Below are 24688 nucleotides of genomic sequence, written 5' to 3'. Positions count from 1 at the left end.
GATGGGAAAGGGCAGCGGCTTGCCGCGCTGATTGCCATGAGTAAGGTTGCCGACATCATAACGCGGCTACATGTCGTGGCGCAGGACGGGTCAAAATCCGACCGCAAACTGGCTGCGCTGGTGCTGGCTGATCCGGATTATGCATCAAAAGCCGCGATCTCCGACATCGCCGCACGGGCCAGTGTGAGCGAACCGACGGTGACGCGCTTTTGTCGTGCGCTCGGTTGCGATGGGGTGCGTGAATTCAAGTTTTTTCTGGCGCAGGCGCTGGCCATTGGCGGCCAGTATCTGACAGCTGAACCTCCCGCTCGCGACATCGGCGAGAACCGCATCGCCACAGCGGTGACGGATGCGGCGATTGCCGCGATCCAGCGCGCCAGCGATGGGCTGGATATGGCCGTGGTCATGAAAACAGCCGAGCGATTGGCCGTTGGCGGCCCTGTTCTGTGTCTGGGATCGGGCGGTATCTCCTCCATGCTGGCGACCGAAATGCAAAACCGGCTGTTTCGCCTCGGCATTCCGGTCAGCGCGCAGGTGGATGGCCAGTTGCAGCCCATGTATGCAGCGGTCACCACGCCTGAAACGACGGTGATCGCCTTTTCGGTTTCGGGCTTTGCGCGCTCCGTGGTGGAGGCGGTTCTGGTGGCGAAGCAATATGGGGCCGTGACGATTGCTATTACAGCGGCTGATTCCGATCTTGCCCGGGCGGCGGACAGGATCATTCCGTTTCAGGCGGATGAGGACGGGAATATTTACAAGCCGACGTCCTCGCGCTTTGCGCTGCTTGCTATTCTCGACATGATCGCCACAGCGACGGCCGAGGCGCGCGGGCCGAAAGTGCTGGAAAACCTGCGCCGGATCAAGCACAGCCTGAATACGCTTAAAATCGACGATCCGCGTCTGCCGCTGGGCGACTGAGATTATTGTAATGCATATAGCCGAGGCACAGAGAGCCGCGACAAGCAAGGGGATGAAGATGACCGGAACGATCAATCCGTTCGATGGCGATCAGGATCGCGCGCAGATCTGGGACATGTTGGTGCGGCGTGACATCGAGGCTTTCGTCAATCAGGACTGGGCATTGGTAGCCGACGATTTCGATGGAATGCGGTTTCTCGGCATTCACGCGCATCATGATGCCGACCCCGATAAATGGGATGCCGGATTTCCGACATTGGCGGCCTATCGCGAGGAGTGGCTGCGGCAGGCGGCGGAAAGCGCTGCGACGGAGTTTGCCGAATCTCTTTCAGACGGCATTTTCCGCGCAACCGATCTCAGCGTTATCGACATTACGGGCGATGTCGCAGTTGCGCGGAAAAAATTTTACGGCACCATCGCGAAGAAAGATGGCTCGGTTGATCGCCTCAACTGGCAGACGCTTTATTTCTGCCGTCGGGATGGCGCGCGCTGGAAAATTACCGGCTTCGTCGGGTATATGAGATATCGCTAAAAATAGCGGATTCAGGTGTTTTTGGGCGCAAATGAGGCAGGTTTGCGCCCATTTTCATGTATAGACGAATACATGTCGATCAGAAGTATAATCATACTGTTTTTCTCTAATTATAGCTATTTCGTCTTCAATCTATAGTCATCGGGCCGATGTCGCAGCTGATGGCATATTTGTCGCACGCCGTTCGTGCAATTGAGTGGCGGAGGACTACTATTGTCCTCATGCTGGCCGACTTCGACCTACTTAAAAAATGCCCCGGCCAGCCTGCATATTTCGTCGCGCAACCTTTCAAAAAATCACTAAAGGGGATGGGTGCGCTTGGATGAATTCACGGCTGTGGGTGGACATGTCGGGAAATGACCTATATAGAATCAGGCAATCTTTCGCTAATCATTCCATGCGTTCCGTTCGCGGAACGCAGATCGTGTGTGCGCAATTTGCGCTGGAATGAAGTTTTATCAATCTTGAAAAGGAGATTAAGTCCGCCAGCACAGCGGGGTTAAACTTAATGCATGGTATTTTATACAAGGATGAAAGTATGAAGTCGCCGGCTAAGACAAAGATAAGCTTGAATGGCGTGTTTAAAGTCTTCGGCGATGACCCGGAGCGTGCAATGGAAGCATTGCGCGCAGGCAAGTCAAAAGCGCAGATTTACAGCGATCTCGGGGCCACTATCGGCGTCGACGATGCTAGTTTCGATATTTATGAAGGCGAAGTATTCGTCATCATGGGTCTGTCCGGCTCGGGCAAGTCGACCCTCCTGCGCCTGCTCAATCGTCTCATCGAACCGACCGCCGGTTCCATCGAAGTGGAAGGCCGCGATATCGTCAAAATGACGAAGCGCGAGCTGATCGACCTTCGCCGCCGCGACATGAGCATGGTTTTCCAGTCATTCGCGCTGTTGCCCAACCGTTCGGTGCTGAACAATGCCGCCTTCGGCCTTGAAGTGGCCGGAATGGGTGAAGCCGAGCGCCACGCAAAGGCGCTGAGCGCGCTCGCAGCCGTTGGTCTTGAACCTTATGCCAACAGCATGCCGGACCAGCTTTCCGGCGGCATGAAGCAGCGCGTCGGTCTGGCGCGGGCCTTGGCCAGCGAGCCGACCATCCTGCTGATGGATGAAGCGTTTTCCGCGCTCGATCCGCTGATCCGCACGGAAATGCAGGACGAGTTGAAGCGTCTTCAGGCCCAGCACAGCCGCACCATCATCTTCGTCAGCCATGACCTTGATGAAGCGATGCGCATTGGCGACCGTATCTGCATCATGCAGCACGGCAAGGTCGTACAGGTCGGCACACCGAACGAGATCGTCTCGGAGCCAGCCAACGATTATGTCCGGTCCTTCTTCCGCAATGTGGATGTGTCGCGTGTCTTCAAGGCTGCTGATGTTGCTCGTGAAGATGAGCTGATCGTGTTCGAACCGGACCAGCTTGCAACTGCGCTGGAGCGTTTTGACGCCAGCGGCAAGCTGTTTGGCGTGCTGGTCGATGCCGACCGCACCTATCGTGGCCTTGTCAGCCGGGATGCGCTCGCCAAAGGCGCTGTCGCCGAAGCCGGAACGCGACTTGACGACGTGGCCGCCATCGAGGCGGAAGCACCATTGTCGGGTCTGTTGACGCAGGTTGCAACCAGCCCCTGGCCGATGCCCGTCACCGACCGGCAGAACAGGTATGTTGGCGCGATCAGCAAGTCGGCATTGCTTGAAACTTTGGGTCGTGCGGGCTGATTGCCCGCCCCAATCGTCTCTCGCACGCTTTGTGTGATGTATTTCCAGCCAGACCGGTTCCCGCTTTTGCTGGAAATACTTCTCACCCAGTCCAGAAATACGGAAATGGACGGTAAAACATGGATTTGAATTTCAGTGTTGGTGGTGCGGCTGATGTGGTGGTCAATTATATTCTCGACCATTTCACGCCTGCACTCGACATAATCGCAGCGGCCATCGGTTTTGTGACCGATGGTATTCAAAACGCTCTCATCGCTATTCCACCTGTCGCCGGTGTGGCCATCCTCACCTTGCTCGCGCTGTGGCGCGTTGGCTGGAAGTTCGCGATTTTCACTATTCTCGCATTGGCGCTCATCATCCACATGGAATTGTGGAGTGGCACAATGGAAAGCCTGTCGCTGGTGCTGGCATCGACCGTCATCGCGATGGTGATCGGCATCCCGTTGGGTATCGCCATGGCGCGAAGCGACATGGTGGCGTCGATTGTGCGCCCGGTGCTCGACCTGATGCAGACAATGCCAGCCTTTGTCTATCTTATCCCGGCGGCGATGTTCTTCGGCCTTGGCGCAGTGCCCGGCACGATTGCAACGGTAATCTTTGCCATGCCTCCAGTGGTTCGCCTGACCAATCTCGGCATTCGTCAGGTCCACGCGGAATTTGTTGAAGCGGGTCTCGCCTTCGGTTGCACGTCGCGACAGCTCCTGTTCAAGGTGCAGCTGCCGAACGCCATGCCGTCGATCATGGCCGGCGTGAACCAGACAATCATGCTGTCGCTGTCGATGGTGGTTATCGCTTCGATGATCGGCGCAGGCGGTCTTGGCAATACAGTCCTGACCGGCATTCAGCGCCTCAATGTGGGCCTTGGCTTCGAAGGCGGTCTGGCCGTGGTCATTCTGGCGGTCATTCTCGACCGCATCACCCAGAGCTTCGGCAAGGGAAATGGCACCGGCTTCTTCAAGAGGCTGGCATCAATGAGAAAGGCGGCAGACACACAGTCTGCCTCATCCTTTCGCAAGCAGGAAGCATGAAACAGAACAATAAAATAACGGCGGCGCATTCCGAAAAATGGGAACCGGTTTTCGGGCAAAAATGCGCTCCAAAGAATAATAAAACGGGAACTGAATCCAATCGAAAAGGAGTAGGCATGTTGAAGAAACTTGCAGGTTTCGGTCTGGCTGCAGTGGTGGCGGGTACCATGACAATGGGCGCGGCCTTTGCGCAGGACGGTAAGACGGTGAAGATCGGCTGGGCCCCGTGGTCCGATGCCGAATTCGTCACCAAGCTGACCAAGAAGCTGATCGAAGACAATCTCGGCCAGAAGGTCGAGCTGGTGCAGACCGATGTTGCACCGCTTTATCAGGGCGTGAGCCGTGGCGATATCGATGCCATGCTGATGGCCTGGTTGCCGGAAACCCACGCTGACTACTACAAGCGCATCGAGGGCAAGGTCGAAAATCTCGGACCTCTCTATGAGGGTGCGAAGCTTGGCTGGATCGTTCCGGATTACATCCCGGAAAGCGAGATCAGCTCTATTGCCGATCTGAAGAAGCCCGAAGTGAAGGAAAAGCTGAAGGGCGAAATTCAGGGTATCGATCCGGGCGCCGGTCTGACACGTCTGTCGCAGGAAGCGATCAAGAAATATGGGCTCGATTACAAGCTCAACATTTCGAGTGAAGCGGCCATGTTGACCACAGTTGACCGCGCAACCCGTTCGGACGGCTGGTTCGTGGCGACCTCGTGGAGCCCGCACTGGATGTTCGGCAAGTACAAGCTGCGCTACATCGCCGATCCTGAAGGCGCGCTGGGCGGTGCAGAGCATGTGGACGCTATCGTCCGCAAGGGTTTCAAGGAAGAGAACCCGAAAGTCGCATCGTTGCTGACCAAGATCGACATTCCGATCAACGAACTTGAATCGGCAATGTTCGACGCACAGCAGACGTCTTACGAGAAGGCCGTCGATAAATATATCGCCGACCATCCGGACCGCATCAAGGAATGGCTCGCCGAGTAATCGGTAGTCTGGAGATGGAAAAGCCCCGCACATGCGGGGCTTTTTTTATCCCCTGCGGGCGATCAGAATACCGGCAATGACAATCGCGCCGCCAAGCCCCTGCATCATGCCGAGCGGCTCGGACAGTATGGTCCAGGCGAGGAACGCCGCCACAACCGGCTGAAGCAGCAAGGTGAGCGACGAGAAGGACGCGGGCAGAAACGCAAGCGCATAGGCGATCATGCTTTGCCCAGCGGCATGGGTGAGCCATGCAAGCCCCGCCAGAACGAGCCAGCCATAGAGCGTGGTGGGCATGATCTGCCCTTCCGCAAAATAGGCGACCGGCAGCGAAACGATTGCTGCAATGGCGCTGCTCCAGAGCATGATGCGCATGGTAGAGAACCGGTTGCGCAGGCGACCGACCGACAGAATATATCCGGCATAGAAGACAGCCGCGAGCAGCGCGAGCGCATCGCCGGACGATTGCGAATGCAGAAGTTCGCCGGGGCCGCCTTTCAGCACGACCACACCGAGGACGGCAACAACCAGCCCGATGATGAACGACTGGCTGACATGCGCCTTGTAGAGCAGCCATGCAGCGAGTGTTACGAAGATGGGGGCCATATTGGCGAGCAGCGTCGCATTGGCGACCGATGTGTAATGCAGCGACAAGTGCCATGCGCCAAGATCGGCAGCGATGAACAGGCCGGGCACGGCAAGCAGCAGACAGTCCGTCAGGGTGAGACGGGCATTGTCCTTGGCGTCACCGCGCTCACGTCCACTCATCAGCATGAGCGGGATGACTGCCAGCGCCACACGCCAGAAGCCGGTGGCAAGCGGGCCCACTTCCGAAAGGCGAACGAAAATCGGCGAGCTGGCAATGGCAAAACCACCGGCCACCAGAATTGGCATGGCCCAGCGCTGACCAAAGGACTGGGCTTTGGATGGGGTTGGGCTCGTTGAGTGGCTTGTTATCGGATCGGGGGCAGTGGTCTGCGACATTGTCAAACTCGGGGTCAAAATCATTCTTGTGCCGAACGCCTAAAGCCGCCTGCATGATTGATGCTGCGGGCAAGGGATAAGGTTCGACATGCGAAAGATGAACCGGCGTTGCAGAGCGAATTCAGCATATTTCTTCTACGACGCATGTTCCAAAACCGTCTGTCATGTCGCAAAGCAACCGAATTATAGAAATTCTTAGTTACTGGCACGACAGACGCCAAGTTTGCTTATTCCTGTTTGAACAAGGCGTCCAGAAGAAAGATGAGCGGGCAGACGGCTTTGCCGTCACTGTTGCCACAACGCCTTCAGCATATCGACAGGCAATAAAAAAGCGCCCCGCAGGGCGCTTTCCATTGGTCTATTTATACTCGTTACCGATAAGGCGATGCGCACTGCCTGCGCGGGCCGCTGTTCGGCTGGAAGGTGTTATCCGAAACGCGATAGGTGCGATAACGGTTTTGGCACCACCGCACGTGGTTGTTGCTGTGCACAACTCGGGGCTGGTTCAGAGCACCGCCGACAATCGCACCTGCGGTGAAGGCTGCCAGCGGATACCACCAGCCGTCGCTGTGGCGGCGATAACCGTTCCGATAGTAACGCGAGCCATGATGACCGTGCCAGTAGCCGGGACGGTTCGAAGGCCGGTGGCTGCTGTGTGGCGGACGGCCCGGCCTGTTGGCATGATGCGGCGGGCGACCTGGCCTGTGCGCATTGTTCGGCGGACGTTTGTGACGCTGGGCATGACCCCGCGGCGGACGGCGATCATCGCGAATCTGTTCAACGTTCTGATTAAGCGCAGGACGCTCAAGGTTCATCGGCGCAGCCATGCTCGGAACAATGGATGTGATACCAAAGACCAGCGCCAAGGTCCCCGCGCATGCCTTTTTCAATATGTTCATGTGCAACCCTCCGTATGGAACAACGCATCTAAACGCCTGAAAACACAAATGGTTCCGTATTCAGGCGGCGATCAGGCCAATATTTGATGCGATGAAGGGAGCGGCTTAGTCGGTGCCGATACGAACGATCTTGTCCACGAGTGAAGAGGCCAGATTGAGTGCGCTGCCGGTGGCGGCCACGATCTGCGGCAGGATCATCCATTCCAGCATCCATGCCGCGCCTGAGCGTTCCTGCTCATGCACCATGGACTGGTGGAGGCCGGAAACCTGCACCGCGTTGAAACGGGCAAGAGTGACCAGCACTTCGGCCCCGACCGGGTTTTGCTTGTGCGGCATGGCGGACGAGGCCCCGCCGCCCGACAGGGAAAGCTCTGTGCCAAGTTCTGCCATCAGCGCGATATCCTGCCCGAATTTGCCGAGCGTCCCGGTGATCAGCGACAGAAGGCTGCCAAACTCGGCGATGAATGCGCGCTGGCTTTGCCATTGCGGGCGGTCATGCAGGCCAAGTTTTTGCGCCAGAAGCGCGCGCAGCGCAGGGCCTTTGTCGCCAAATTTTTCCAGCGTTCCGGCTGCACCACCGAATTGCAGCGGGATGGCGAGGGCGGCAAGCATCTGCTCATAATCGCCCAGCGGTGCCTGCCAGCTTGCGATCCGGTCGGAAACCGTGACGGGTATGGCAGCCTGCATGCGGGTATAGGCGGTCAGGCCATTCTTGCCGAAGGTCTCGTCAAGCCATTGGAAACGGGCGGTCAGGTGCCGCAGCCGACAGAGTAAAATCGCGTTTACTTCCTGTAGTCGAAGCATCAGGCTCGTATCGATGACGTCCTGGCTGGTCGCGCCGAAGTGGAGTTGTGCGGCAAATTCCGGACCTGTTGCCTGGCGCAGTTCCTTGACGAGCGCCGGGATGATGACGCCATCCCGTGCGGTCCCGCTTTCAAGAACGGACAGGTCCGGTTCAAACGTCTCGGCTGCAAGCCTGATCGCATTGGCGGCTTCGACCGGGATTATGCCGAGCGAAGCCTGGGCATCCGATAATGCCACCTCGAAGCGAACCATTCCGGCGATGTCAGCCGCAGCCGTGAAGAGACTTAATATCTCTTCGTCATCGCCGAAAAGCCCGGCCAGAAACGGATGTTCGAATACCGAAATGCTCATGCGTCAAATATCGAAAAAGACTGTTTCTTTTTCGCCCTGCAAGTGGATGTCGAAAGTATAGATGTCACCTTCGCGCTGGCCGATCAAGGTCTGGACGCGTGGGCGGTGCTCGACCCGCGCGAGGACCGGATCTTCCGCATTGGCGTCAGCTTCGTCGGAGAAATACATCCGTGTGTGCAAGCCGAGATTGATGCCACGTGCGACGATCCAGAACGTGATATGCGGAGCCATCAGGCGTCCGTCCCGGAAGGGAACACGACCGGGCTTGATCGTCTCGAAGGTGAATTCGCCGGTTTCCATATGGGTTGGACAGCGGCCCCATCCCCGGAAATTGGGATCGGCCTTGCCGCCCGTTTCCGAAGGGCTGTTATAAAGCCCGCTGGCGTCGGCCTGCCAGATTTCCAACAGCGCATCGCGCAGCGGCGCGCCTATGCCGTCCAGAACGCGACCCTTGATGGTTACGCGCTCGCCCAGCGTCTTGTCGTTGGTCAGCGGGGTCGATCCGAGATCTTCCGTAAAGACGCCGTTGATGCCGACGAAATTCGGCGTCAGTCCGATATGGACGTAAGGGCCTGCAGTCTGCGATGCGCTTTCCTTGAGATAACCCAGTGGCTGTACCATATCAGTTGCCCTCCGGACGGTTTTCAAAGAAGGTTGAGCGGCGTCCGCGCAATACAATGTCAAACTTGTAGGCCAGCATGTCCATCGGCAGGCTCGCATTCATGTCGAGCGCTGCTACGAGGCGCTCAACCGCGCTTCGGTCGGGAACGGTTTTCACGATCGGGCAGCGCCAGATTAGCGGATCGCCTTCGAAATACATCTGGGTAATCAGACGCTGTGCGAAGCCATGCCCGAAGATCGAGAAGTGGATATGGGCTGGACGCCAGTCATTGACACCATTCGGCCAGGGATAGGCGCCGGGTTGGATCGTCTTGAGCCAGTAATAGCCGTTCTCGTCGGTGATGGTGCGGCCAACACCGCCGAAATTCGGATCGATTGCAGCGAGATAGGTTTCTTTCTTGTGGCGGTAGCGACCGCCGGCATTGGCCTGCCAGAATTCGAGCAGCGCACCCGGAACCGGGCGATTGCTTTCATCAAGCACACGACCATGCACCAGAATGCGCGGGCCGACCGGCATTTCGCCGGGGCGCGCATAATTGCGGATCAGGTCGTTATCGAGTTCGTTCAGCATGCCATGCCCGAAAACCGGGCCGGTAATCTCGCTCTTGGTGCCTTCCAGCGACAGCAGCGCGCGGGTGGGCGAACGCAGAACGGATGTCTTGTACCACGGCGTATAGGCCGGTGGATGCATGGTCAGATCGCGAGCGAAAAAGGGGCTCGTTTCCGGCGGTGTATTTTTCATTTCTCGGCTTCCTCCGCTTCCATCTGTGCGTAGGTCTGTTTGGCGATCTTGAACGCGTGGTTCGATGCAGGCACGCCCGCATAAATCGCAACATGCAGCAGAGCTTCGCAGATGTCTTCCTTGGTCGCGCCGGTATTCTTCGTGGCGCGGATATGCATTGCAACTTCATCGTCCTGGCCAAGTGCGGCCAGAAGCGCAATCGTTACCATGGAACGTTCGCGCTTGGTCCATTGCGGACGCGACCAGACCGTTCCCCATGCCGTTTCGGTAATAAGCTCCTGGAACGGCGCATCAAGACCCGTCGCACCATTCGATGCCCGGTCCACATGCGCATCGCCAAGAACCGAGCGACGGACGCTCATTCCAAGCTTGTAACGCTCGGAGCGCTCGGCAGTGTCACCCATGGTTATTCTCCCTGGAAGCTTAATTTGAAAGGCGGGTTGAAAGAAAATCGCGCAACAGCGAGACATAGGCGTCCGGTTGTTCCACGCAGGGTATGTGGCCACTCTGCGCAATTTCAGCGAAAGTCGCACCGGGCACGAGGCCTGCCAGTTCCTTGACGAGTGCAGGCGGCGTTGCGCCATCCTGATCGCCGACGACACAAAGCACAGGTACGGAAATCGCCTTCGCCGCTTCCGTGAAATCGGCATCACGCAAGGCCGCGCAGGTGGCCGCATAGCCATCGAGCGGCTGGCGCACGAACATGTTACAATAAGCGCGGTAGGCATCATTGTCCGGCTTGCGGAAATCATCGGTGAACCAGCGCGGCATGGTGCCGTCCAGAATGCTAGCCAGACCGTTCTGCAAAATAGCGTCGATGCGGGCGTTCCACATGTCCGCCGTGCCGATCTTGTGGGCAGTGTTGGACAGGATCAGACCCGCGACGAGATCAGGGCGGGCGGCATAAACGCCCTGCGCAATCAGTCCGCCAACCGAAAGGCCGCACAACACCACGCGGCGGATCGACAGCTTTTCGAGAAGCGCAATCAGGTCCTGCGCCAGAAGCGCGATGGTGTAAGGGGTGCTGCCGATATCGGAAAGGCCGTGTCCGCGCTTGTCGTAAACCAGCGTCGGGATATCGTTGCCGAGCTTTGCCCGAACATCATCCCAGATGCGCAAGTCGGTTCCCAGCGAATTGATGAAGACCAGAACTGGCTTTTCATCTCCGCTCCACTGCAAATCATAGTGAAGGACGACGTCATTTACGTTGGCGAATTGCACGGCTTTCTCCTCTTGATCAGCACTGTTGCGCTTTCCAATTGGTTAAGTAAAATGATATTATTAGTCGAAATCATAACTTATAGGTTATCTAATCACGTGATCGGGAACAGGATCAAGTTTCGCCATCTGCACACCTTCGTTGAAGTGGCGCGGCAGAAGAGCGTGGTCAAGGCGTCTGAGATTTTGAATATCAGCCAGCCCGCCGTCACCAAGACAATCCGCGAGCTGGAGGATGTGCTGGGTGTTCCGGTTCTGGAGCGTGACGGTCGTGGTATCCGCCTCACACGCTTCGGCGAGGTGTTTTTGCGCCATGCAGGGACGGCGTTGACGGCCTTGCGGCAGGGGCTCGATTCCGTCTCGCACGAGCTGGACGGTTCCGGCCCGCCGATCCGTATCGGTGCCTTGCCGACAGTTTCCACGCGTATCATGCCCAAGGCCATGAGCCTGTTTCTGGCGGAAAAGGCGGGTAGCCGTGTGAAGATCGTTACGGGCGAGAACGCGGTTCTGCTGGAGCAATTGCGCGTTGGCGATCTCGATCTGGTTGTCGGGCGTCTGGCCGCGCCGGAAAAGATGACCGGCTTTTCCTTCGAGCATCTTTATTCCGAGCAGGTGCGGTTTCTGGTCCGGGCAGGGCACCCGCTGACCGACGGACGACCGGTCTTCGATCATCTGGCGGATTATCCAGTGCTGATGCCGACGCAAAATTCGATCATCCGCCCCTTTGTGGAACGGCTGCTGATCGCCAACGGCATCGGCGCGCTGCCCATTCAGGTTGAAACCGTATCGGATGCTTTCGGGCGCGCTTTTGTTCGCGACAGCGACGCGATCTGGATCATTTCCGAAGGTGTTGTCGCGCGCGATGTGGCAGAAGGCAAGCTGGTCATGTTGCCGATCGATACCAGCGAAACTGTTGGCCCGGTGGGCCTGACCATGCGGACGGACACGGTCAGTTCGGGATCGCTGCAAATGCTCATCCAGATATTGCGCGATGTTTCCGGCGCTTCACTATTTCGCGCCATGCCCGGCGCAGGCGGAACGACGCTTTGATACGGTCAGTGATGCAATAGCTCGCCCAGAAACTTGCGCGTGCGTTCCTGCTTCGGATTGGCGAAGAATTCGTCCGGAGATGCCTGTTCGATAATCGCCCCTTCGGCCATGAAGATCACGCGGTCGGCCACCTGCCGGGCAAAGCCCATTTCATGGGTGACGCAGATCATCGTCATGCCTTCATCCGCAAGGCTGACCATGGTGTCGAGTACTTCCTTGACCATCTCCGGGTCGAGCGCGGAGGTTGGTTCGTCGAAGAGCATAACCTTCGGCTTCATGCACAGCGCCCGGGCGATGGCGACACGTTGCTGCTGACCGCCTGAAAGCTGCGAGGGAAATTTGTCGGCTTGCTCCAAAATTTTCACGCGGTTCAAAAGCGCCCTGGCGCTCTTTTCCGCATCTGCCTTGCTGGCCCCCAGCGAGCGCATCGGCGCGAGCATGCAGTTTTGCAGCACGGTGAGATGCGGGAAGAGATTGAACTGCTGGAACACCATGCCAACCTCGCGACGCACCGCATCGATGGATTTGCCCGCATGGCCGAGCAGAATGCCGCCGACATGGATTTCGCCCTTCTGGTAGGTTTCCAGATGGTTGATGCAGCGAATGAGCGTGGATTTTCCGCTGCCGGACGGCCCGCAGAGCACGATCTTTTCTCCCTTGCGCACCGCCAGATTGATGTCGTGCAAGGCTTGAAAATTGCCGTACCATTTCTCGACATTCTGCAAGCGGATCATCGCATGGGGCGTCTCGGCAGAGGGCTGGTGGATCATCGGGTCACTCCGGGCAGTGTCGTGGTGGTCAGCGGCTCGACGCGGCAAATTTGCGTTCAAGATGAGCACCGAAAATCGTCAGCGGGCAGCACATCAGGAAATAGAGCGCGCCAACGATGCCAAAGACGGTGAGCGGTTCAAAAATCTGGTTGGAGATGATGTTTCCGGCCCGCGTCAGCTCGGTAAAGCCGACAATGGAGGCAAGCGAGGTTCCCTTGATCAGCTGCACCAGAAAGCCGATGGTGGCAGGCAGCGAAATGCGGATTGCCTGCGGCAGGATCACATCCTTCATGCGCCAGAAATAGCGAAGGCTGAGCGCTTTCGCAGCCTCCGTCTGGCCCCTGGGAACCGCTTCAATGGAGCCGCGCCAGATTTCGCCCAGATAGGCGCTGGCGTGCAGCGTCAGGCCGATGGCAACGGCAAGCCATGCATCGAGTTTCAGCCCGATGAGCGCGAGGCCGTAATAGACCACAAAGAGCTGCATCAAAAGCGGTGTGCCTTGAAAGACCGCGATATAGCCAGCGGTCATCCGTTCCAGTGCTGGAATGCCCGATGTGCGCAACAAGGCAATGCCAAGACCGGCCGTGCAACCGCAGACAAAACCAACGGCCGAAAGCGCTACCGTCCACTTCAATCCGATCAGCAGGAAGACGAATTCATCGTGACCCATGGGGAAACTCCTACTTGACCGGATAGGCGAAATAGCGCGCCGAGATGAAGGAGAAGAGGCGCATCATGACCCAGGAAATCACCAGATAGAACGCCGTGACGGTAAAATAGACTTCGAAGCTGCGGAAGCTGTCGGATTCGATGCGCTGGGCAACCGAAGTAAGCTCATAGGCCGAGATTGCCGAGGCAATGCTGGTTGTCAGCGTCAACAGGATGAACTGGCTTGTCAGCGACGGGAAAATCGCCCGCAACGCCGGTTTCAGCACAATCAGCCGGAAGACCTGTGCCTTATGCAGGCCAAGCGCGATACCCGCTTCGATCTGGCCCTTTGGAATGGATTGAACCCCGCCGCGAATGATCTCGATCGCATAGGCTCCGCCATTGATGCCCAGCGCGATGATGGCGGTTGGGGTCGGGTCGAGCCGGACACCGGCAAGCGGTAAAGCGAAATAGATGAAGAATATCTGGACGAGAAATGGCGTGTTGCGGATGAGTTCGACAAATCCGATGACCAGCCAGCGCAAAAACCAGTAGCGTGAGCCGCGCAGCAGAACGCCGCCAATGCCGATGACGATTGCCAGCAACATGCCGAATATTGCCATGGTAAAGGTTCCCAAACAGGCAAGCAGCAGGTTGGGGAGGCCATCAATAACCGGCGTGAAATCCAGAGTATAATTCATCGTTCGCTCTGTCTGTTTGCTTTTGAACAACAGGTCCTGAGCCTTGGGCGACGGGTCGTCTTTTGGTCGCCGTTGTTCTCTTTGCTCCAATTGGCCGGTGCGGCCAGATGTCTGTCGGTCAGTCCTTCTCGACCATCTTTGCCATGGCTTGCACGGCCAGCTCGTAACCGTTTGCGCCGAACCCGATCAGGATGCCGGTCGCGACCCGTGAAATGAGGGAATTGTGGTAGATGCTCTCCCGGGCATGGACGTTCGATATATGCAGCTCGATCTTCGGGCCGTCGAACATCTTCAAGGCGTCAAGCAAGGCGACCGATGTGAATGTATATCCCGCCGGATTGACGATGATGCCGCAAGCTTCCTTACGGGCCTGATGCACGCTTTCTACCAGTTCGCCCTCAAAATTGGTCTGGCGAAAGTCGATCGTAAAACCAAGCCCTTCGGCCACTTGTGTTGCGCGGTCGCGAATATCGGCAAGCGTCGTGGTGCCATAGACTGTCGGCTCGCGCTCACCGAGCAGATTGAGATTGGGGCCGTTCAAAATAAAGATGGTTCTGGACATGGTGCTTCCCGAAACGGCGGGCAGGCCGTCTTACGACATGAGGAAACGGTTGCAGACGCTGGCGCTTTTTAATCGGAGAGGCGCCCCCCGGAGCCTCTCCAATTCTCGTTTTTATGCATTTGAACGCAAAGCGGCTTCGCGCTTTTGCCGAAAATGCTGTCAGCCAGCGTCTGCAATCAGGAGCGCTGAATTATCAGTTCGCGGTGAAGGAAACGCCTTCAAGCTTTTCCGGGAATTCCGGAACGGGCACTTTCATCCACTTGTCGTAGATTTTCTTCAGCTCGCCATTGTCCTTGATCTTGTCGATGAAGGTGTTGATCGAAGCATTGAGTTCCTTTTCGCCCAGACGCGTGCAAGCGCCGTTGTAGAGCTTCTGGAATTCCAGCTTGTTTTCGAACTCACCCGGACGAGCCTTTTCGACGCGATCCATATAGAAGATGTTTCCGCCAAGCGCCTGCACCTGACCGGAAGCCAGAGCCTGCACGCTCGGTGCATCGCCATCATAACGACGGATGGTGGCGCTGGATGGCGCGTTTTTGGTAACCTGCGTGTCCTGTGCAGCGCCTTTGGCAACGCCAATGGTGAGATTGGCCATGTCGTCATTGGTCTTGATCGACATGGATTTCGGGCCGATCAGCACAATGGCATTGGCCACATAAGGCTTGCTGAACTGAACGGCCTTGGCACGCTCCGGCAGCATGGCCATGGTTGCGAACAGCACGTCGACGCGACCGGTGGTCAATGCGGGAATGCGGTTGTTGACTTCGAGTGGTACGAACTCGACTGGCACGCCGAGTTCCTTGCCGAACAAAGTGGCGATATCGGCGTCAAGACCATCCTGCTGGCCTGCGCTCGTCACAAAACCCCATGGCGGATTGTCGCCCTGAATGCCAACGATGAGCTTGCCGCGCGCCTTGATTTCTTCTGGCGTAATGGCTGATGCAGGCTTGGCGAGCCCAACGGCTGCAACCAGCGCTGCCGCGCCCAGCATCATGTGACGACGTGTCAGCATGGACTTAAACATTCGTTCCTCCTCCCAAAAATTGGCGCTCTATCGATCCTCTCCCGTGGATCAGATGGCCGTATGATTATATGTTTGGCAGATGATGCTTGGCAAATCAACCGAGTTTATCGAAATCATATGAGATTTTGAATTTTACATAAAACAAATTTTCCTGATCGTCGCCAGACCCGGTGTGATCGGGCGTATGGTGGATCAGGCGATACGCCCGCTTTTGAGGATGTGGTCTACGCCGCTTTGTATATGGTGGCGTATAACCGTTTGCGCACCTTCGACATCGCGCGCAACAGCCAGTTCAAACAGCAATTTGTGGTCGTCCACGACAGGGCGCCCGCGGAATGTCTGTGCCAGCATGTGATAGCGCAGAAAGCGGTCAAACACCGAGGATAGCGCCGTCAGCAGTGTTTCCGAATCGCACGCCGATACAATGGCTTGATGAAATTCCCAGTCGTAACGAACCCAGTCGATGGTGCGCGAAGCATCGCCCGCAAGCAAAACCCTTTCGGCCGCCGCGAGCTTGTGGTGGGCCGCAACGATACGCCCCTCCCATTCCAGGTCGCCGACCGCGAAGGAAAGCGCAATGGCGTGGGTTTCGAGAACCGAGCGCAGATCGGCCAGTTCCTCCAGCTCCTTGCGGGAAGCTGGGCTGACTTCAAAGCCGCGCTGCCCTTCGGCCACAACCAGATTTTCCGTGGTCAGACGGTTGAGGATTTCGCGCAGTGACGAAACGCTAATCGAATAGCGCTCCTTCGCCTGTTCCAGCTTGATCTTGGCCCGTGGCGGCAACGTCCCAGAGATGATGTCCTTGCGGATTTGCCGGAAAACCACATCGCTGACGGTTTCTGTGGATGCGCTGTCTTCCCGCAGCATGGCGTTTCCTTTTTCGTTGCGGTCACGATCAACGGCAGTGGCAAATCAGGGCAGGGTGCCGCCGGCCAGTGCATGTTGGACGCCGCCATCTATGTGTTTGATTAGAATGGCTTTTGCCTCGGTCGCATTGCGCGCCAGCGCAGCGTCCAGCAACTGCTTGTGTTCCTTTTCGGCGACGTCGCCGCGATAGGACAGTGCAACCATCTGATAACGCAGATATTTGTCGAAGACGGTGGCATGGGTCTCCATCAGCAACCGGGAACCACAGGCCGAAATCAGCGCCTGATGAAACTCCCAGTCATAGCGCTTCCATTCTTCTGCCCGGCTGGCGTCACCTGACGCCATGATCTGCTCCATCCGCGCCAGTTTATAGTGCGAGGAGACCAGTTGCGCTTCCCAGTCCATGCCGCCGAAAGCGAAGGATTGTTCGAGCGCATGGGTTTCCAGCAACAGGCGCAGGGCGGCGATTTCCTTGAGATCGGCATCCGACATGGGGGCGACTTCAAAGCCACGCTGACCCTCGGCGACGACAAAGCCTTCCGACGAAAGCCGGTTGAGAATTTCACGCAGCGTGCTGACGCTGGTGTCGTAGGAATCCTTCAGGCTTTCCAGCCGCAACCGTTGCGCAGGCGCCAGACGCCCGAAGATAATATCGGTCCGAATGCGGCGATAGCAGCTTTCAGCAATGGACTCATTGGTGGATTCGTAACGCATTAGGGGATATCTCAGATATTCGACACTTTATCATACATGTCTCGCGTTCCTGTTACAATGTGATATCCTGTCTTGCGGCAAGGTTTGAGACTTTCTCGGATGATCTGTTGATCGTCCCTGATCGCGGGAGCTGCCGAAGATATCCTGGGGAGGAACAATGACAGACAGATCATTTGATAAATTGAGTGCTTTGAAGATCACACGTCTGCCTGGCCGAAAGGACATTTGCTGATGGCGCCGCTTCGTATCGCGCTGATTGGCGCAGGCTTGATTGGCCGTGAACATGTCACGTTGATAGCGGCAAATCCGAATGCGGAACTGGTTGCGATCTCCGATGTATCGGACGAAAGCGTGCATTATGCTTCTGCCATTGGCGTTCGTCATTTTCTTGATTTCGAAGCGATGCTGGACGATGTGAACCCCGATGGTGCCATCATCGCGTCGCCAAATGCACTGCATGTTAAGGCGGCGCTTGCCTGCGTTGAGCGCAATATTGCCTGTCTCGTCGAAAAGCCGATTTCCGATACGCTCGAATCCGCCATTGCACTGGTTCAGGCCAGCGAGAGTTCGGGTGTGCCTGTGCTGGTCGGGCATCAGCGTCGGCACAGCCCCGATATTCAGAAAAGCAGGCAATTGCTTGCCGAAGGAACAATCGGTCGACTGGTTGCCGTGCACGGCATGTGGCTCACCGACAAGCCGGAGCACTATTTCAACGTGGATTGGCGTCGCCGGGCAGGTGGCGGACCACTATTGATCAATCTGATCCACGACATTGATTGCCTGCGATATATTTGCGGCGATGTCCATTCCGTTCAGGCATTCACATCCAATGCCGTCCGTGCGTTCGAAGTGGAAGACACGGCCAGTATCGCACTCCGGTTTGAAAACGGTGCGCTCGGCAGTTTCCTGATGAGCGATACGGTGGTCTCGCCTTTCAACTGGGATACGGCTGCGGGGCAGGCGCTTTACTTCCCGCATCAGCCGGAGAACACCTATTATTTCGGCGGCACGAAAGGTTGCCTGACTGCGCCTGGCATGGATTTGTGGCGTCACGAAAACCCGGATGGCAACTGGCAGGACCCGCTTCTGCGCCAGCATGTTTCGCTGGATGGGTCGCGTGCCTACGTCAATCAGTTCGACCATTTTCTATCGGTTATCCGTCGTGAGGTGGAGCCGCTGGTGTCGGCACGCGACGGCATGATGACACTCGCAACCGTGCTGGCCATCCAGACAGCAGGGGCTGAAAACAGAACCGTATCCGTAGCCGAATTCGTGGAACGGGCGAAAATCTAGCTCTCGAAGTCGCCGAAGATATCCTGCAAGCGTGTCAGTTGCTGCACCCGTTCATCGACGGCACTGCCGAGCAGAATGATGATATGCGACAACATGAGATCCATGATTGCCGTCATCGTCGCCGCGCCGTCCCACAGCGGACCGTGAGAACCGGGGACGATGAGCGCAATGTCGGCAACTTCGCTTGCCCATGGGCAGAATTCGTCGGTCAACAGGATGACCTTCACGCCGACGCGGCGCGCTTCGACCGCCAGGGGACGCGCCTTGGAGGCGAAACGGCGCACATCGTGCAGAAACAGCACGCGGTTTTCGACGGACCCATCCAGAAGTTCCGCATAGGTACCGTTCAGTCCGTCCATGAAGGAGACGCCGGGGCGCGAATAGGAAAGTTGCGACGAAAAATATTGCGCGATGCCGCGCACATTTTGATAGGCGGCAACATAGACTTCACGTGCTTCGATCAGAGCATCGATGGTCTGCTGCCATTCCGGCCGAGTGGTCAATTCGTAGACTGTGCCGAGGTTCTCGATCTGCTGTTGTACCAGACCGGCTAGCAATTTGCCTTCGCGAAAATCCTGCTGAAGCCGGGCGACTGGCCCTTTCACCTGCCATGCCGGATTGGAACGCCCGCGCCTGAGTGCGGTTTTCATTTCTTCCAAGCCGTCGAAGCCCAGCCGCCGCAGGTAGCGGCCCACTGTCATCTGGGAAATACCAAGCCGTTCGGCAATGGACTTGGCCGTCTCGAATGGAAGGTCGGCGATGTTGCGCTCGATATAGCTGGCAATCAGCTTGTCGGCCTTGGATTTGCGTAGCTCTGCGCTTTGCAGGCGTACGAGAATGTCTTTAGCCAAAACCTTACCCCCTCCCGTAAACTCCAGAGCGGTTTCCTCTGGAACTGAATCGCCAGAACCACCCTATCTATTTGTTTTTGAGCGTATCTTGTCCAGAAACTATCTCACAATTTTCGGGATGCTCTCCAGTCGCGCCGATGGCGACTGGAGGCGATGCAACAGCTTATTGTGCTGTTTTCACCTTTGTCCATACCCGGTCGAGCTGGCGGACGCCGGAGCCCAGATCCTCGAAAATCTGAAGCCGCTTCATCGTATCGTCGGTCGGGTTGATTTCCTTGCTGTTCTTAATGTTGTCTGGCGTCAACTGGCGGGCTGGCACATTGGGGGTGCCGTTGGTCTGCTGGGCGACATTGAGTGCCGCAATTTCAGGCCGTGTATAGAACTGCATGAACTTGACGGCATTGTCCTTGTTTGGCGACGTTTTGAGAACACACATATCTTCCTGATACATGGTGCCACCCTCTTCAGGGATCACGTAACCCAAGTCCTTCGGATTGCCGAAGACGTCTATCATGCTGCCGACGAAGAAATGTGCGGCGGCAACATCGCCCGCGCCAACCATCGGTCGGGAATCATAAGTGAAAGCGGCCACATAAGGCTTCATCTCGATCATGGTATCGGCGGCTTTCTGGAGTTGCGCCGGGTCGGTCGAATTCACGGAATTGCCGTTGAGGATCAGGCCAACACTCAGCACTTCGCGCATATCGTCGAGAAGGGTGATCTTGAGCCCCTTTTCCTTGACCGTCGCCAGCAGGTCTTTCCAGCCGGTGACGTCTTTGCCGAGTACGCGCCGGTTATAGAGAATGCCGACTGTTCCAAAGGCATAGGGCAGGCAATATTCACCCTTCGGATCGCTCTTGGCGCGAAGGAACTTCGGATCGATGTTCTTGAAGCCCTCATAGGTATTGATATCGGTCTTTGCCAGCAGATCGAGCTTGGCCATAATGTCCTGCATATGCACGGACGGAAACACGATGTCGTAGCCGCTGGCGCCGCCCTGAATCTTGGCCAGCATTTCCTCATTGGAGGAATAGGTGGAAAGGTTGACCTTGATCTTGGTCTCTTCCTCGAACTTCTGAAGAACGGCGGGATTGATATACTCGCCCCAGTTATAGATGTTCAGCTCGTCCGCAAAGCTCTTGCCGGTAGACATGCCCATAACCGTAAGCGCAATCAGCCCAAGGCGCTGAACGGCACCCTTGAAGGTCGTCATAGTAGTTCCCCTTGTCGTTTGTCACATTTTTCTCAAAGGTCCCAGCATTTCCGGCCTAACGCTGGTGACGGAAAGGATGGGTCTTCGAGGCGTTGACTTGTACCGGAATATGGTATCAACATAACCAAATCACGCAAGAGTTAATTCAATAACATTTCGGGGAACGAAAAATGCGCGATGCGATTGTGCGGCTGGTGTCAGCCGCCAAGACCTTTGCCAGTCCGGAGGGCGGCGAGGTCAAGGCACTGGACGGTATCGATCTGGATATCGGTCGGAATGAATTCATCACATTGCTGGGCCCGTCGGGTTGCGGCAAAACGACGTTGCTACAGGCAATCAGCGGGTTTGCTGCACTGGATAGCGGGCGGATCGAGATTGACGGCGTCGACATGACGGACCGTCCACCTTATCGCCGTCCGGTCAATACGGTCTTCCAAAACTATGCGCTGTTTCCGCATATGAGCGTCGGGCAGAACGCCGGATATGCTCTCGAAGTCGCGGGTGTCGGCAAGGCCGAGCGCACGGAGCGCGTCAGGGCTGTTTTGCAGATGGTGGGACTGGCCGGTATGGAAGCACGCTTGCCACGTCAGCTCTCCGGTGGCCAGCAGCAGCGTGTCGCTTTGGCCCGGGCCATTGTGGCGCGGCCAAAAGTTCTGCTGCTGGACGAACCGCTATCTGCGCTCGACAAGAATCTGCGCGAGGCGATGCAGTTCGAGCTGAAAACCCTGCAGCACGAATTGGGTATTACCTTCATCTTCGTCACCCACGACCAGCAGGAAGCGCTGACCATGTCGGATCGCGTGGCGGTGCTCTCCAATGGGCGCATTCAGCAATTGGATGCGCCGCGTATTGTGTATGACCGCCCGGTCAATGCCTTCGTCGCCAATTTCGTTGGGGCCAGCAATCTGCTGGAAGGACAAGCCGACACCAACGGTTTTGTATTGGGGGATGGGACGGTGCTGCACTACGACGGTGACGGCAAAGCCAAGGGCACCGCACTTCTGCGGCCTGAAAATTTTTCGCTTGTCGCGCGCAATGAAAGACATGGCGCGCTCGACGTCACGCTCGACCAGATTGTCTTTGTCGGCTCGTCTTTCGAACTGCTTGGGCGGCTCGCGTCCGGGCGCAAGCTGATGGCGCAGATTCCGGCGGTGGATCGAAACTCGGTCAATGATCTGCAGCCGGGGCAGGCTGCGCGCTGGTATTACGATCCGGCTACGGTCCACCTTCTGTGTGAAGGGGAGGGCGCGCAATGAATCTCGCTGCCCTGCGGCGCTTGCAACTGTCGGTTCTTCTTGGACCGGCCACATTGTTCCTGATGGTCTTCTTCGCCATTCCGCTCGGGATTATGGTGGTGACGAGCTTCCTCGCACCTGGCCTTTATGGCGGTGTCGAATGGGAGTTCTACCCGCACAATTTCGGGCGCATTCTGGGTTTTGCCGACCCGGCATTCGAGGAATACGACCCCATCTATCTGTCGATTTTCTTTCGCTCGGTCCGGATCGCCATCGTGACGGTCATTGCCGCCTTGCTGGTCGCTTATCCCGCCGCGTTCTACATCAGCAGGCTTCCCGACCGGTGGAAGAATTTCTGCATTTTCCTCATCACCCTGCCGTTCTTCGCCAGCCTGATCGTGCGGCTGTTCGTCTGGGTGATGATCCTGCGCCCGACAGGCCTCATCAATGAAACACTGATGTCGCTCGGCATCATTTCGCGTCCGCTGGACATGATCTATACCGACGGGGCCATCGTGCTGGGTATGGTTTATGTGTTTCTGCCATTCATGTTCATGCCGGTCTATGCCAGCATTGAAAAGCTGGACTGGCGTCTGGTGCAGGCGTCGCTCGATCTGGGGGCGGGGCCGGTGCGGACATTTTTCCGCATTGTCCTGCCGCTGACCGCACCCGGTATTGCCGCCGGTTCGGTGATTGTCTTCATTCCTTCACTTGGAAATTTCGTTGTGCCTGCCGTGCTTGGTGGTGCCAAGGTGATGATGCTGGGCAATCTCATTGAAGGGCAGTTTCTGTCGGCGCGCAATTGGCCGTTCGGATCGGCGCTCGCCATGATGGTGATGGCCGTCATGCTGGTGCTGCTCCTGTTCTATGTGCTTTTGACCAACCGGCGTAATGCCGCCGATGCGCTGTCGCGGTAAGGGAGACAATCATGAAAATTGCCCGCTCTCTCTTCAATGGCGGATTGCTGCTCTACGTCGCCCTGTTCTTCGCCTTCATCTATATCCCGCTTGCGCTCATCATCGTCTATTCGTTCAACGCCAATCCGGTGAACATGATGGTGTGGAGCGGCTTTACAACCGACTGGTATGCGCAGGTGCTGGGTTTCAAGACAGGCGTTTCCGAAAGCGCGCTCTATATTGAATCGACCGACCAGCTTGTGGCGGCCGTGTTCAACAGTCTGAAAATTGCGATTTCAACGACGCTCATCTCGACCGTTCTCGGAACAGCGCTGGCGCTGGCTATGCATCGCTACAATTTTCTGGGAAAGCGCTTCTATCAGGTGACGCTTTTCATGCCGATGTTGATGCCGGATATCGTGCTGGGCATTGCGCTGCTGATCTTCTTCGTCAATGCAGGTATTCATCTGGGCTTGACCACGATCATCATCGGACAATGCACGTTTCTGATCTCCTATGTGTTCATTGTGGTTTCGGCCAGGTTGGCCGGTATGGACCGTACGCTGGAACATGCATCGGCTGATCTCGGCGCCAATGAATGGACGACGTTCCGCAAGGTCGTGATGCCTCAACTCATGCCCGGCATTCTCGGTGGTGGGCTGCTTGCCTTCATTATTTCCATGGATGACCTCGTCATCACCTATTTCATCGCTGGCGTTGATGTTACGACCCTGCCGATGTTTATCTTCGCCATGCTGCGGCGCGGCATCAAACCGGAAATCAACGCGATCGCCGTCATGATGCTGACCTTCTCATTCGTCGTGGCTTCGCTCGGTCTCTATCTTCGTTCTCGGCAGAAATAATATGACTTCACAGACACCTATCCGTAAACCGCGTGGCCGTGACCTCGGCATTCCTTTTACCGGGCGCCCTGGCCCCAATAATGCGATCACCGATGTCGATGGCATCGGCGTCGGCTTCCAGACGATCATCGAGAACGAGCCGCGCCCGGGCCGCAAGCGTCCGGTGCGCAGCGGCGTGACTGCCATTCTGCCGCATATGCATTCTGAAACGCCGGTTCCTGTCTATGCCGGTGTTCATCGCTTCAATGGCAACGGCGAAATGACCGGCACGCACTGGATCGCAGATGGCGGTTACTTCCTTGGCCCCGTCGTCATCACCAATACGCACGGCATCGGCATGGCTCATCACGCCACCACGCGCTGGATGGTGGACCGTTATGCCTCGACCTACAAGACCGATGATTTTCTCTGGATCATGCCGGTTATCGCCGAGACCTATGACGGTGTGTTGAATGACATCAACTGTTTTCCGGTGACAGAAGCCGATGTGCGCAAGGCGCTCGACAGCGTTGCCCCCGGCCCGGTGCAGGAAGGCAATTGCGGCGGCGGCACGGGCATGATCACCTATGGCTTCAAGGGCGGTACGGGCACGGCCTCGCGCGTCGTGGAGTTCGGCGGTCGCAGCTTCACTATTGGCGCGCTGGTGCAGGCCAATCATGGTCAGCGTGACTGGCTGACTATCGCCGGTGTTCCGGTCGGCCAGCACATGCGTGATGGTACCCCGCAAAGCCAGTTGCAGGAGCGGGGTTCCATCATCGTTGTGCTGGCAACCGACTTGCCGTTGATGCCGCATCAGCTGCAGCGGCTGGCGCGCCGCGCCGCGCTTGGTATCGGTCGCAATGGTACGCCGGGCGGCAACAATTCGGGCGATATTTTCCTGGCCTTCTCGACGGCCAATCAGCGCCCGATGCAGCATCGCTCTGAGCCTTTCCTCCAGATGGAAGTCGTCAATGACGAACCGCTCGATCCTTTCTATCTCGCTGCGGTCGACAGCGTGGAGGAAGCGGTGGTCAATGCGATGTTGGCCGCAGAAGATATGGGCGGGACTGCCTATGACCGCCTTCGGGTTCAGGCTATCGATCACGATAAGCTGCGCGAAGTGCTGGCCAGCTATGGAAGGCTGTCTGCGTAAAGCAAAAACTGATCATTGCTTGCGGTATGAAAAGCAGCGACAGACAAGTGTCTGTCGCTGCCCTTTTGT

Annotated in this window: 27 protein-coding genes; 11 read left to right on the top strand and 16 right to left on the bottom strand. The window is 57.0% G+C overall.

Annotated features, from left to right (window positions below):
* Positions 1-36: 36 nt before the first annotated feature.
* From FHW03_RS11660 to FHW03_RS11640, 5 genes are all read left to right on the top strand, one after another.
* Positions 37-918, top strand: a complete 882-nt coding sequence (locus FHW03_RS11660) for a MurR/RpiR family transcriptional regulator (RefSeq protein ID WP_182520765.1) — start codon at positions 37-39, stop codon at positions 916-918.
* A gap of 58 nt (positions 919-976) precedes the next feature.
* Positions 977-1450 (top strand): hypothetical protein, encoded by a 474-nt coding sequence (locus FHW03_RS11655; protein WP_182520764.1) that lies wholly within the window; start codon positions 977-979, stop codon positions 1448-1450.
* A 538-nt stretch (positions 1451-1988) separates the two neighbouring features.
* Entirely contained in the window at positions 1989-3173 is a 1185-nt protein-coding gene (gene proV, locus FHW03_RS11650; RefSeq protein ID WP_182520763.1) for a glycine betaine/L-proline ABC transporter ATP-binding protein ProV, read from the top strand.
* 119 nt (positions 3174-3292) lie between these two features.
* On the top strand, positions 3293-4201 hold the full coding sequence (locus FHW03_RS11645; RefSeq protein WP_078336728.1) for a proline/glycine betaine ABC transporter permease: 909 nt from the start codon (positions 3293-3295) through the stop codon (positions 4199-4201).
* 116 nt (positions 4202-4317) lie between these two features.
* Positions 4318-5184 carry a glycine betaine ABC transporter substrate-binding protein gene (locus tag FHW03_RS11640; protein ID WP_182520762.1) on the top strand — a complete coding sequence of 289 codons (867 nt, stop codon included), beginning with the start codon at positions 4318-4320 and terminating at the stop codon, positions 5182-5184.
* Between the two features lie 45 nt (positions 5185-5229).
* Here FHW03_RS11640 and FHW03_RS11635 read toward each other — a convergent pair whose 3' ends face one another.
* The 7 genes from FHW03_RS11635 to pcaD form a co-directional block, all read right to left on the bottom strand.
* Positions 5230-6165 carry a DMT family transporter gene (locus tag FHW03_RS11635; protein WP_377514656.1) on the bottom strand — a complete coding sequence of 312 codons (936 nt, stop codon included), beginning with the start codon at positions 6163-6165 and terminating at the stop codon, positions 5230-5232.
* 371 nt (positions 6166-6536) lie between these two features.
* The gene (locus FHW03_RS11630; protein ID WP_182520761.1) at positions 6537-7064 is read right to left on the bottom strand and encodes a BA14K family protein; all 528 of its coding nucleotides are present in this window, start codon (positions 7062-7064) and stop codon (positions 6537-6539) included.
* A gap of 105 nt (positions 7065-7169) precedes the next feature.
* Positions 7170-8219, bottom strand: a complete 1050-nt coding sequence (locus FHW03_RS11625) for a 3-carboxy-cis,cis-muconate cycloisomerase (protein ID WP_182520760.1) — start codon at positions 8217-8219, stop codon at positions 7170-7172.
* 3 nt (positions 8220-8222) lie between these two features.
* The gene (gene pcaG, locus FHW03_RS11620; protein ID WP_182520759.1) at positions 8223-8840 is read right to left on the bottom strand and encodes a protocatechuate 3,4-dioxygenase subunit alpha; all 618 of its coding nucleotides are present in this window, start codon (positions 8838-8840) and stop codon (positions 8223-8225) included.
* A gap of 1 nt (position 8841) precedes the next feature.
* Entirely contained in the window at positions 8842-9582 is a 741-nt protein-coding gene (pcaH, locus tag FHW03_RS11615; RefSeq protein WP_182520758.1) for a protocatechuate 3,4-dioxygenase subunit beta, read from the bottom strand.
* Positions 9579-9986 carry a 4-carboxymuconolactone decarboxylase gene (gene pcaC, locus FHW03_RS11610; RefSeq protein ID WP_113533406.1) on the bottom strand — a complete coding sequence of 136 codons (408 nt, stop codon included), beginning with the start codon at positions 9984-9986 and terminating at the stop codon, positions 9579-9581. Before pcaC ends, pcaH begins: the two co-directional genes overlap by 4 nt.
* A gap of 19 nt (positions 9987-10005) precedes the next feature.
* Positions 10006-10803, bottom strand: coding sequence for a 3-oxoadipate enol-lactonase (pcaD, locus tag FHW03_RS11605; protein WP_182520757.1), 798 nt, complete (start codon positions 10801-10803; stop codon positions 10006-10008).
* A 96-nt stretch (positions 10804-10899) separates the two neighbouring features.
* On the opposite strand from pcaD, the gene pcaQ reads away from it, so the two are divergent.
* Entirely contained in the window at positions 10900-11850 is a 951-nt protein-coding gene (gene pcaQ / locus FHW03_RS11600; protein ID WP_182520756.1) for a pca operon transcription factor PcaQ, read from the top strand.
* 5 nt (positions 11851-11855) lie between these two features.
* On the opposite strand, the gene FHW03_RS11595 is transcribed toward pcaQ, so the two are convergent.
* The 7 genes from FHW03_RS11595 to FHW03_RS11565 all read right to left on the bottom strand — a co-directional run bounded on the left by FHW03_RS11595 (position 11856) and on the right by FHW03_RS11565 (position 17136).
* On the bottom strand, positions 11856-12584 hold the full coding sequence (locus FHW03_RS11595; RefSeq protein WP_182520855.1) for an amino acid ABC transporter ATP-binding protein: 729 nt from the start codon (positions 12582-12584) through the stop codon (positions 11856-11858).
* 64 nt (positions 12585-12648) lie between these two features.
* On the bottom strand, positions 12649-13290 hold the full coding sequence (locus FHW03_RS11590) for an amino acid ABC transporter permease (protein WP_138784889.1): 642 nt from the start codon (positions 13288-13290) through the stop codon (positions 12649-12651).
* A 10-nt stretch (positions 13291-13300) separates the two neighbouring features.
* The gene (locus FHW03_RS11585; protein ID WP_182520755.1) at positions 13301-13969 is read right to left on the bottom strand and encodes an amino acid ABC transporter permease; all 669 of its coding nucleotides are present in this window, start codon (positions 13967-13969) and stop codon (positions 13301-13303) included.
* Between the two features lie 118 nt (positions 13970-14087).
* Complete coding sequence (locus FHW03_RS11580; RefSeq protein WP_182520754.1) at positions 14088-14531, bottom strand: type II 3-dehydroquinate dehydratase; 444 nt, start codon at positions 14529-14531, stop codon at positions 14088-14090.
* 193 nt (positions 14532-14724) lie between these two features.
* Positions 14725-15555 (bottom strand): transporter substrate-binding domain-containing protein, encoded by an 831-nt coding sequence (locus tag FHW03_RS11575; protein WP_182520753.1) that lies wholly within the window; start codon positions 15553-15555, stop codon positions 14725-14727.
* A gap of 192 nt (positions 15556-15747) precedes the next feature.
* Positions 15748-16422: a GntR family transcriptional regulator gene (locus FHW03_RS11570; protein WP_182520752.1), complete on the bottom strand. Its 675-nt coding sequence runs from the start codon at positions 16420-16422 to the stop codon at positions 15748-15750.
* A gap of 45 nt (positions 16423-16467) precedes the next feature.
* Positions 16468-17136, bottom strand: coding sequence for a GntR family transcriptional regulator (locus FHW03_RS11565; RefSeq protein ID WP_182520751.1), 669 nt, complete (start codon positions 17134-17136; stop codon positions 16468-16470).
* A 231-nt stretch (positions 17137-17367) separates the two neighbouring features.
* Here FHW03_RS11565 and FHW03_RS11560 point away from each other — a divergent pair, with 231 nt between their 5' ends.
* Complete coding sequence (locus tag FHW03_RS11560) at positions 17368-18429, top strand: Gfo/Idh/MocA family protein (RefSeq protein ID WP_182520750.1); 1062 nt, start codon at positions 17368-17370, stop codon at positions 18427-18429.
* Here the strand turns inward: FHW03_RS11560 and FHW03_RS11555 are convergent.
* Together FHW03_RS11555 and FHW03_RS11550 are read right to left on the bottom strand one after the other, a co-directional pair.
* Positions 18426-19280, bottom strand: coding sequence for a MurR/RpiR family transcriptional regulator (locus FHW03_RS11555; RefSeq protein WP_182520749.1), 855 nt, complete (start codon positions 19278-19280; stop codon positions 18426-18428). The genes FHW03_RS11560 and FHW03_RS11555 overlap by 4 nt on opposite strands.
* 163 nt (positions 19281-19443) lie before the next feature.
* Positions 19444-20493 (bottom strand): spermidine/putrescine ABC transporter substrate-binding protein, encoded by a 1050-nt coding sequence (locus FHW03_RS11550; RefSeq protein WP_182520748.1) that lies wholly within the window; start codon positions 20491-20493, stop codon positions 19444-19446.
* A gap of 170 nt (positions 20494-20663) precedes the next feature.
* Between FHW03_RS11550 and FHW03_RS11545 the strand changes: the two genes are divergently transcribed.
* The 4 genes from FHW03_RS11545 to FHW03_RS11530 are packed head-to-tail and all read left to right on the top strand — an operon-like array spanning position 20664 to position 24619.
* Complete coding sequence (locus FHW03_RS11545) at positions 20664-21749, top strand: ABC transporter ATP-binding protein (protein ID WP_182520747.1); 1086 nt, start codon at positions 20664-20666, stop codon at positions 21747-21749.
* Complete coding sequence (locus FHW03_RS11540) at positions 21746-22645, top strand: ABC transporter permease (RefSeq protein ID WP_182520746.1); 900 nt, start codon at positions 21746-21748, stop codon at positions 22643-22645. The genes FHW03_RS11545 and FHW03_RS11540 overlap by 4 nt, the downstream gene beginning before the upstream one ends.
* Positions 22646-22656: 11 nt before the next feature.
* Positions 22657-23487 carry an ABC transporter permease gene (locus FHW03_RS11535; RefSeq protein WP_182520745.1) on the top strand — a complete coding sequence of 277 codons (831 nt, stop codon included), beginning with the start codon at positions 22657-22659 and terminating at the stop codon, positions 23485-23487.
* A 1-nt stretch (position 23488) separates the two neighbouring features.
* Entirely contained in the window at positions 23489-24619 is a 1131-nt protein-coding gene (locus FHW03_RS11530) for a P1 family peptidase (protein ID WP_182520744.1), read from the top strand.
* The last annotated feature ends 69 nt before the right edge of the window (positions 24620-24688 follow it).

It is taken from the genome of Ochrobactrum sp. RH2CCR150 (assembly GCA_014138095.1).
GTDB lineage: Bacteria > Pseudomonadota > Alphaproteobacteria > Rhizobiales > Rhizobiaceae > Brucella > Brucella gambitense.
This window is presented reverse-complemented; position numbering and strand designations above follow the sequence as displayed.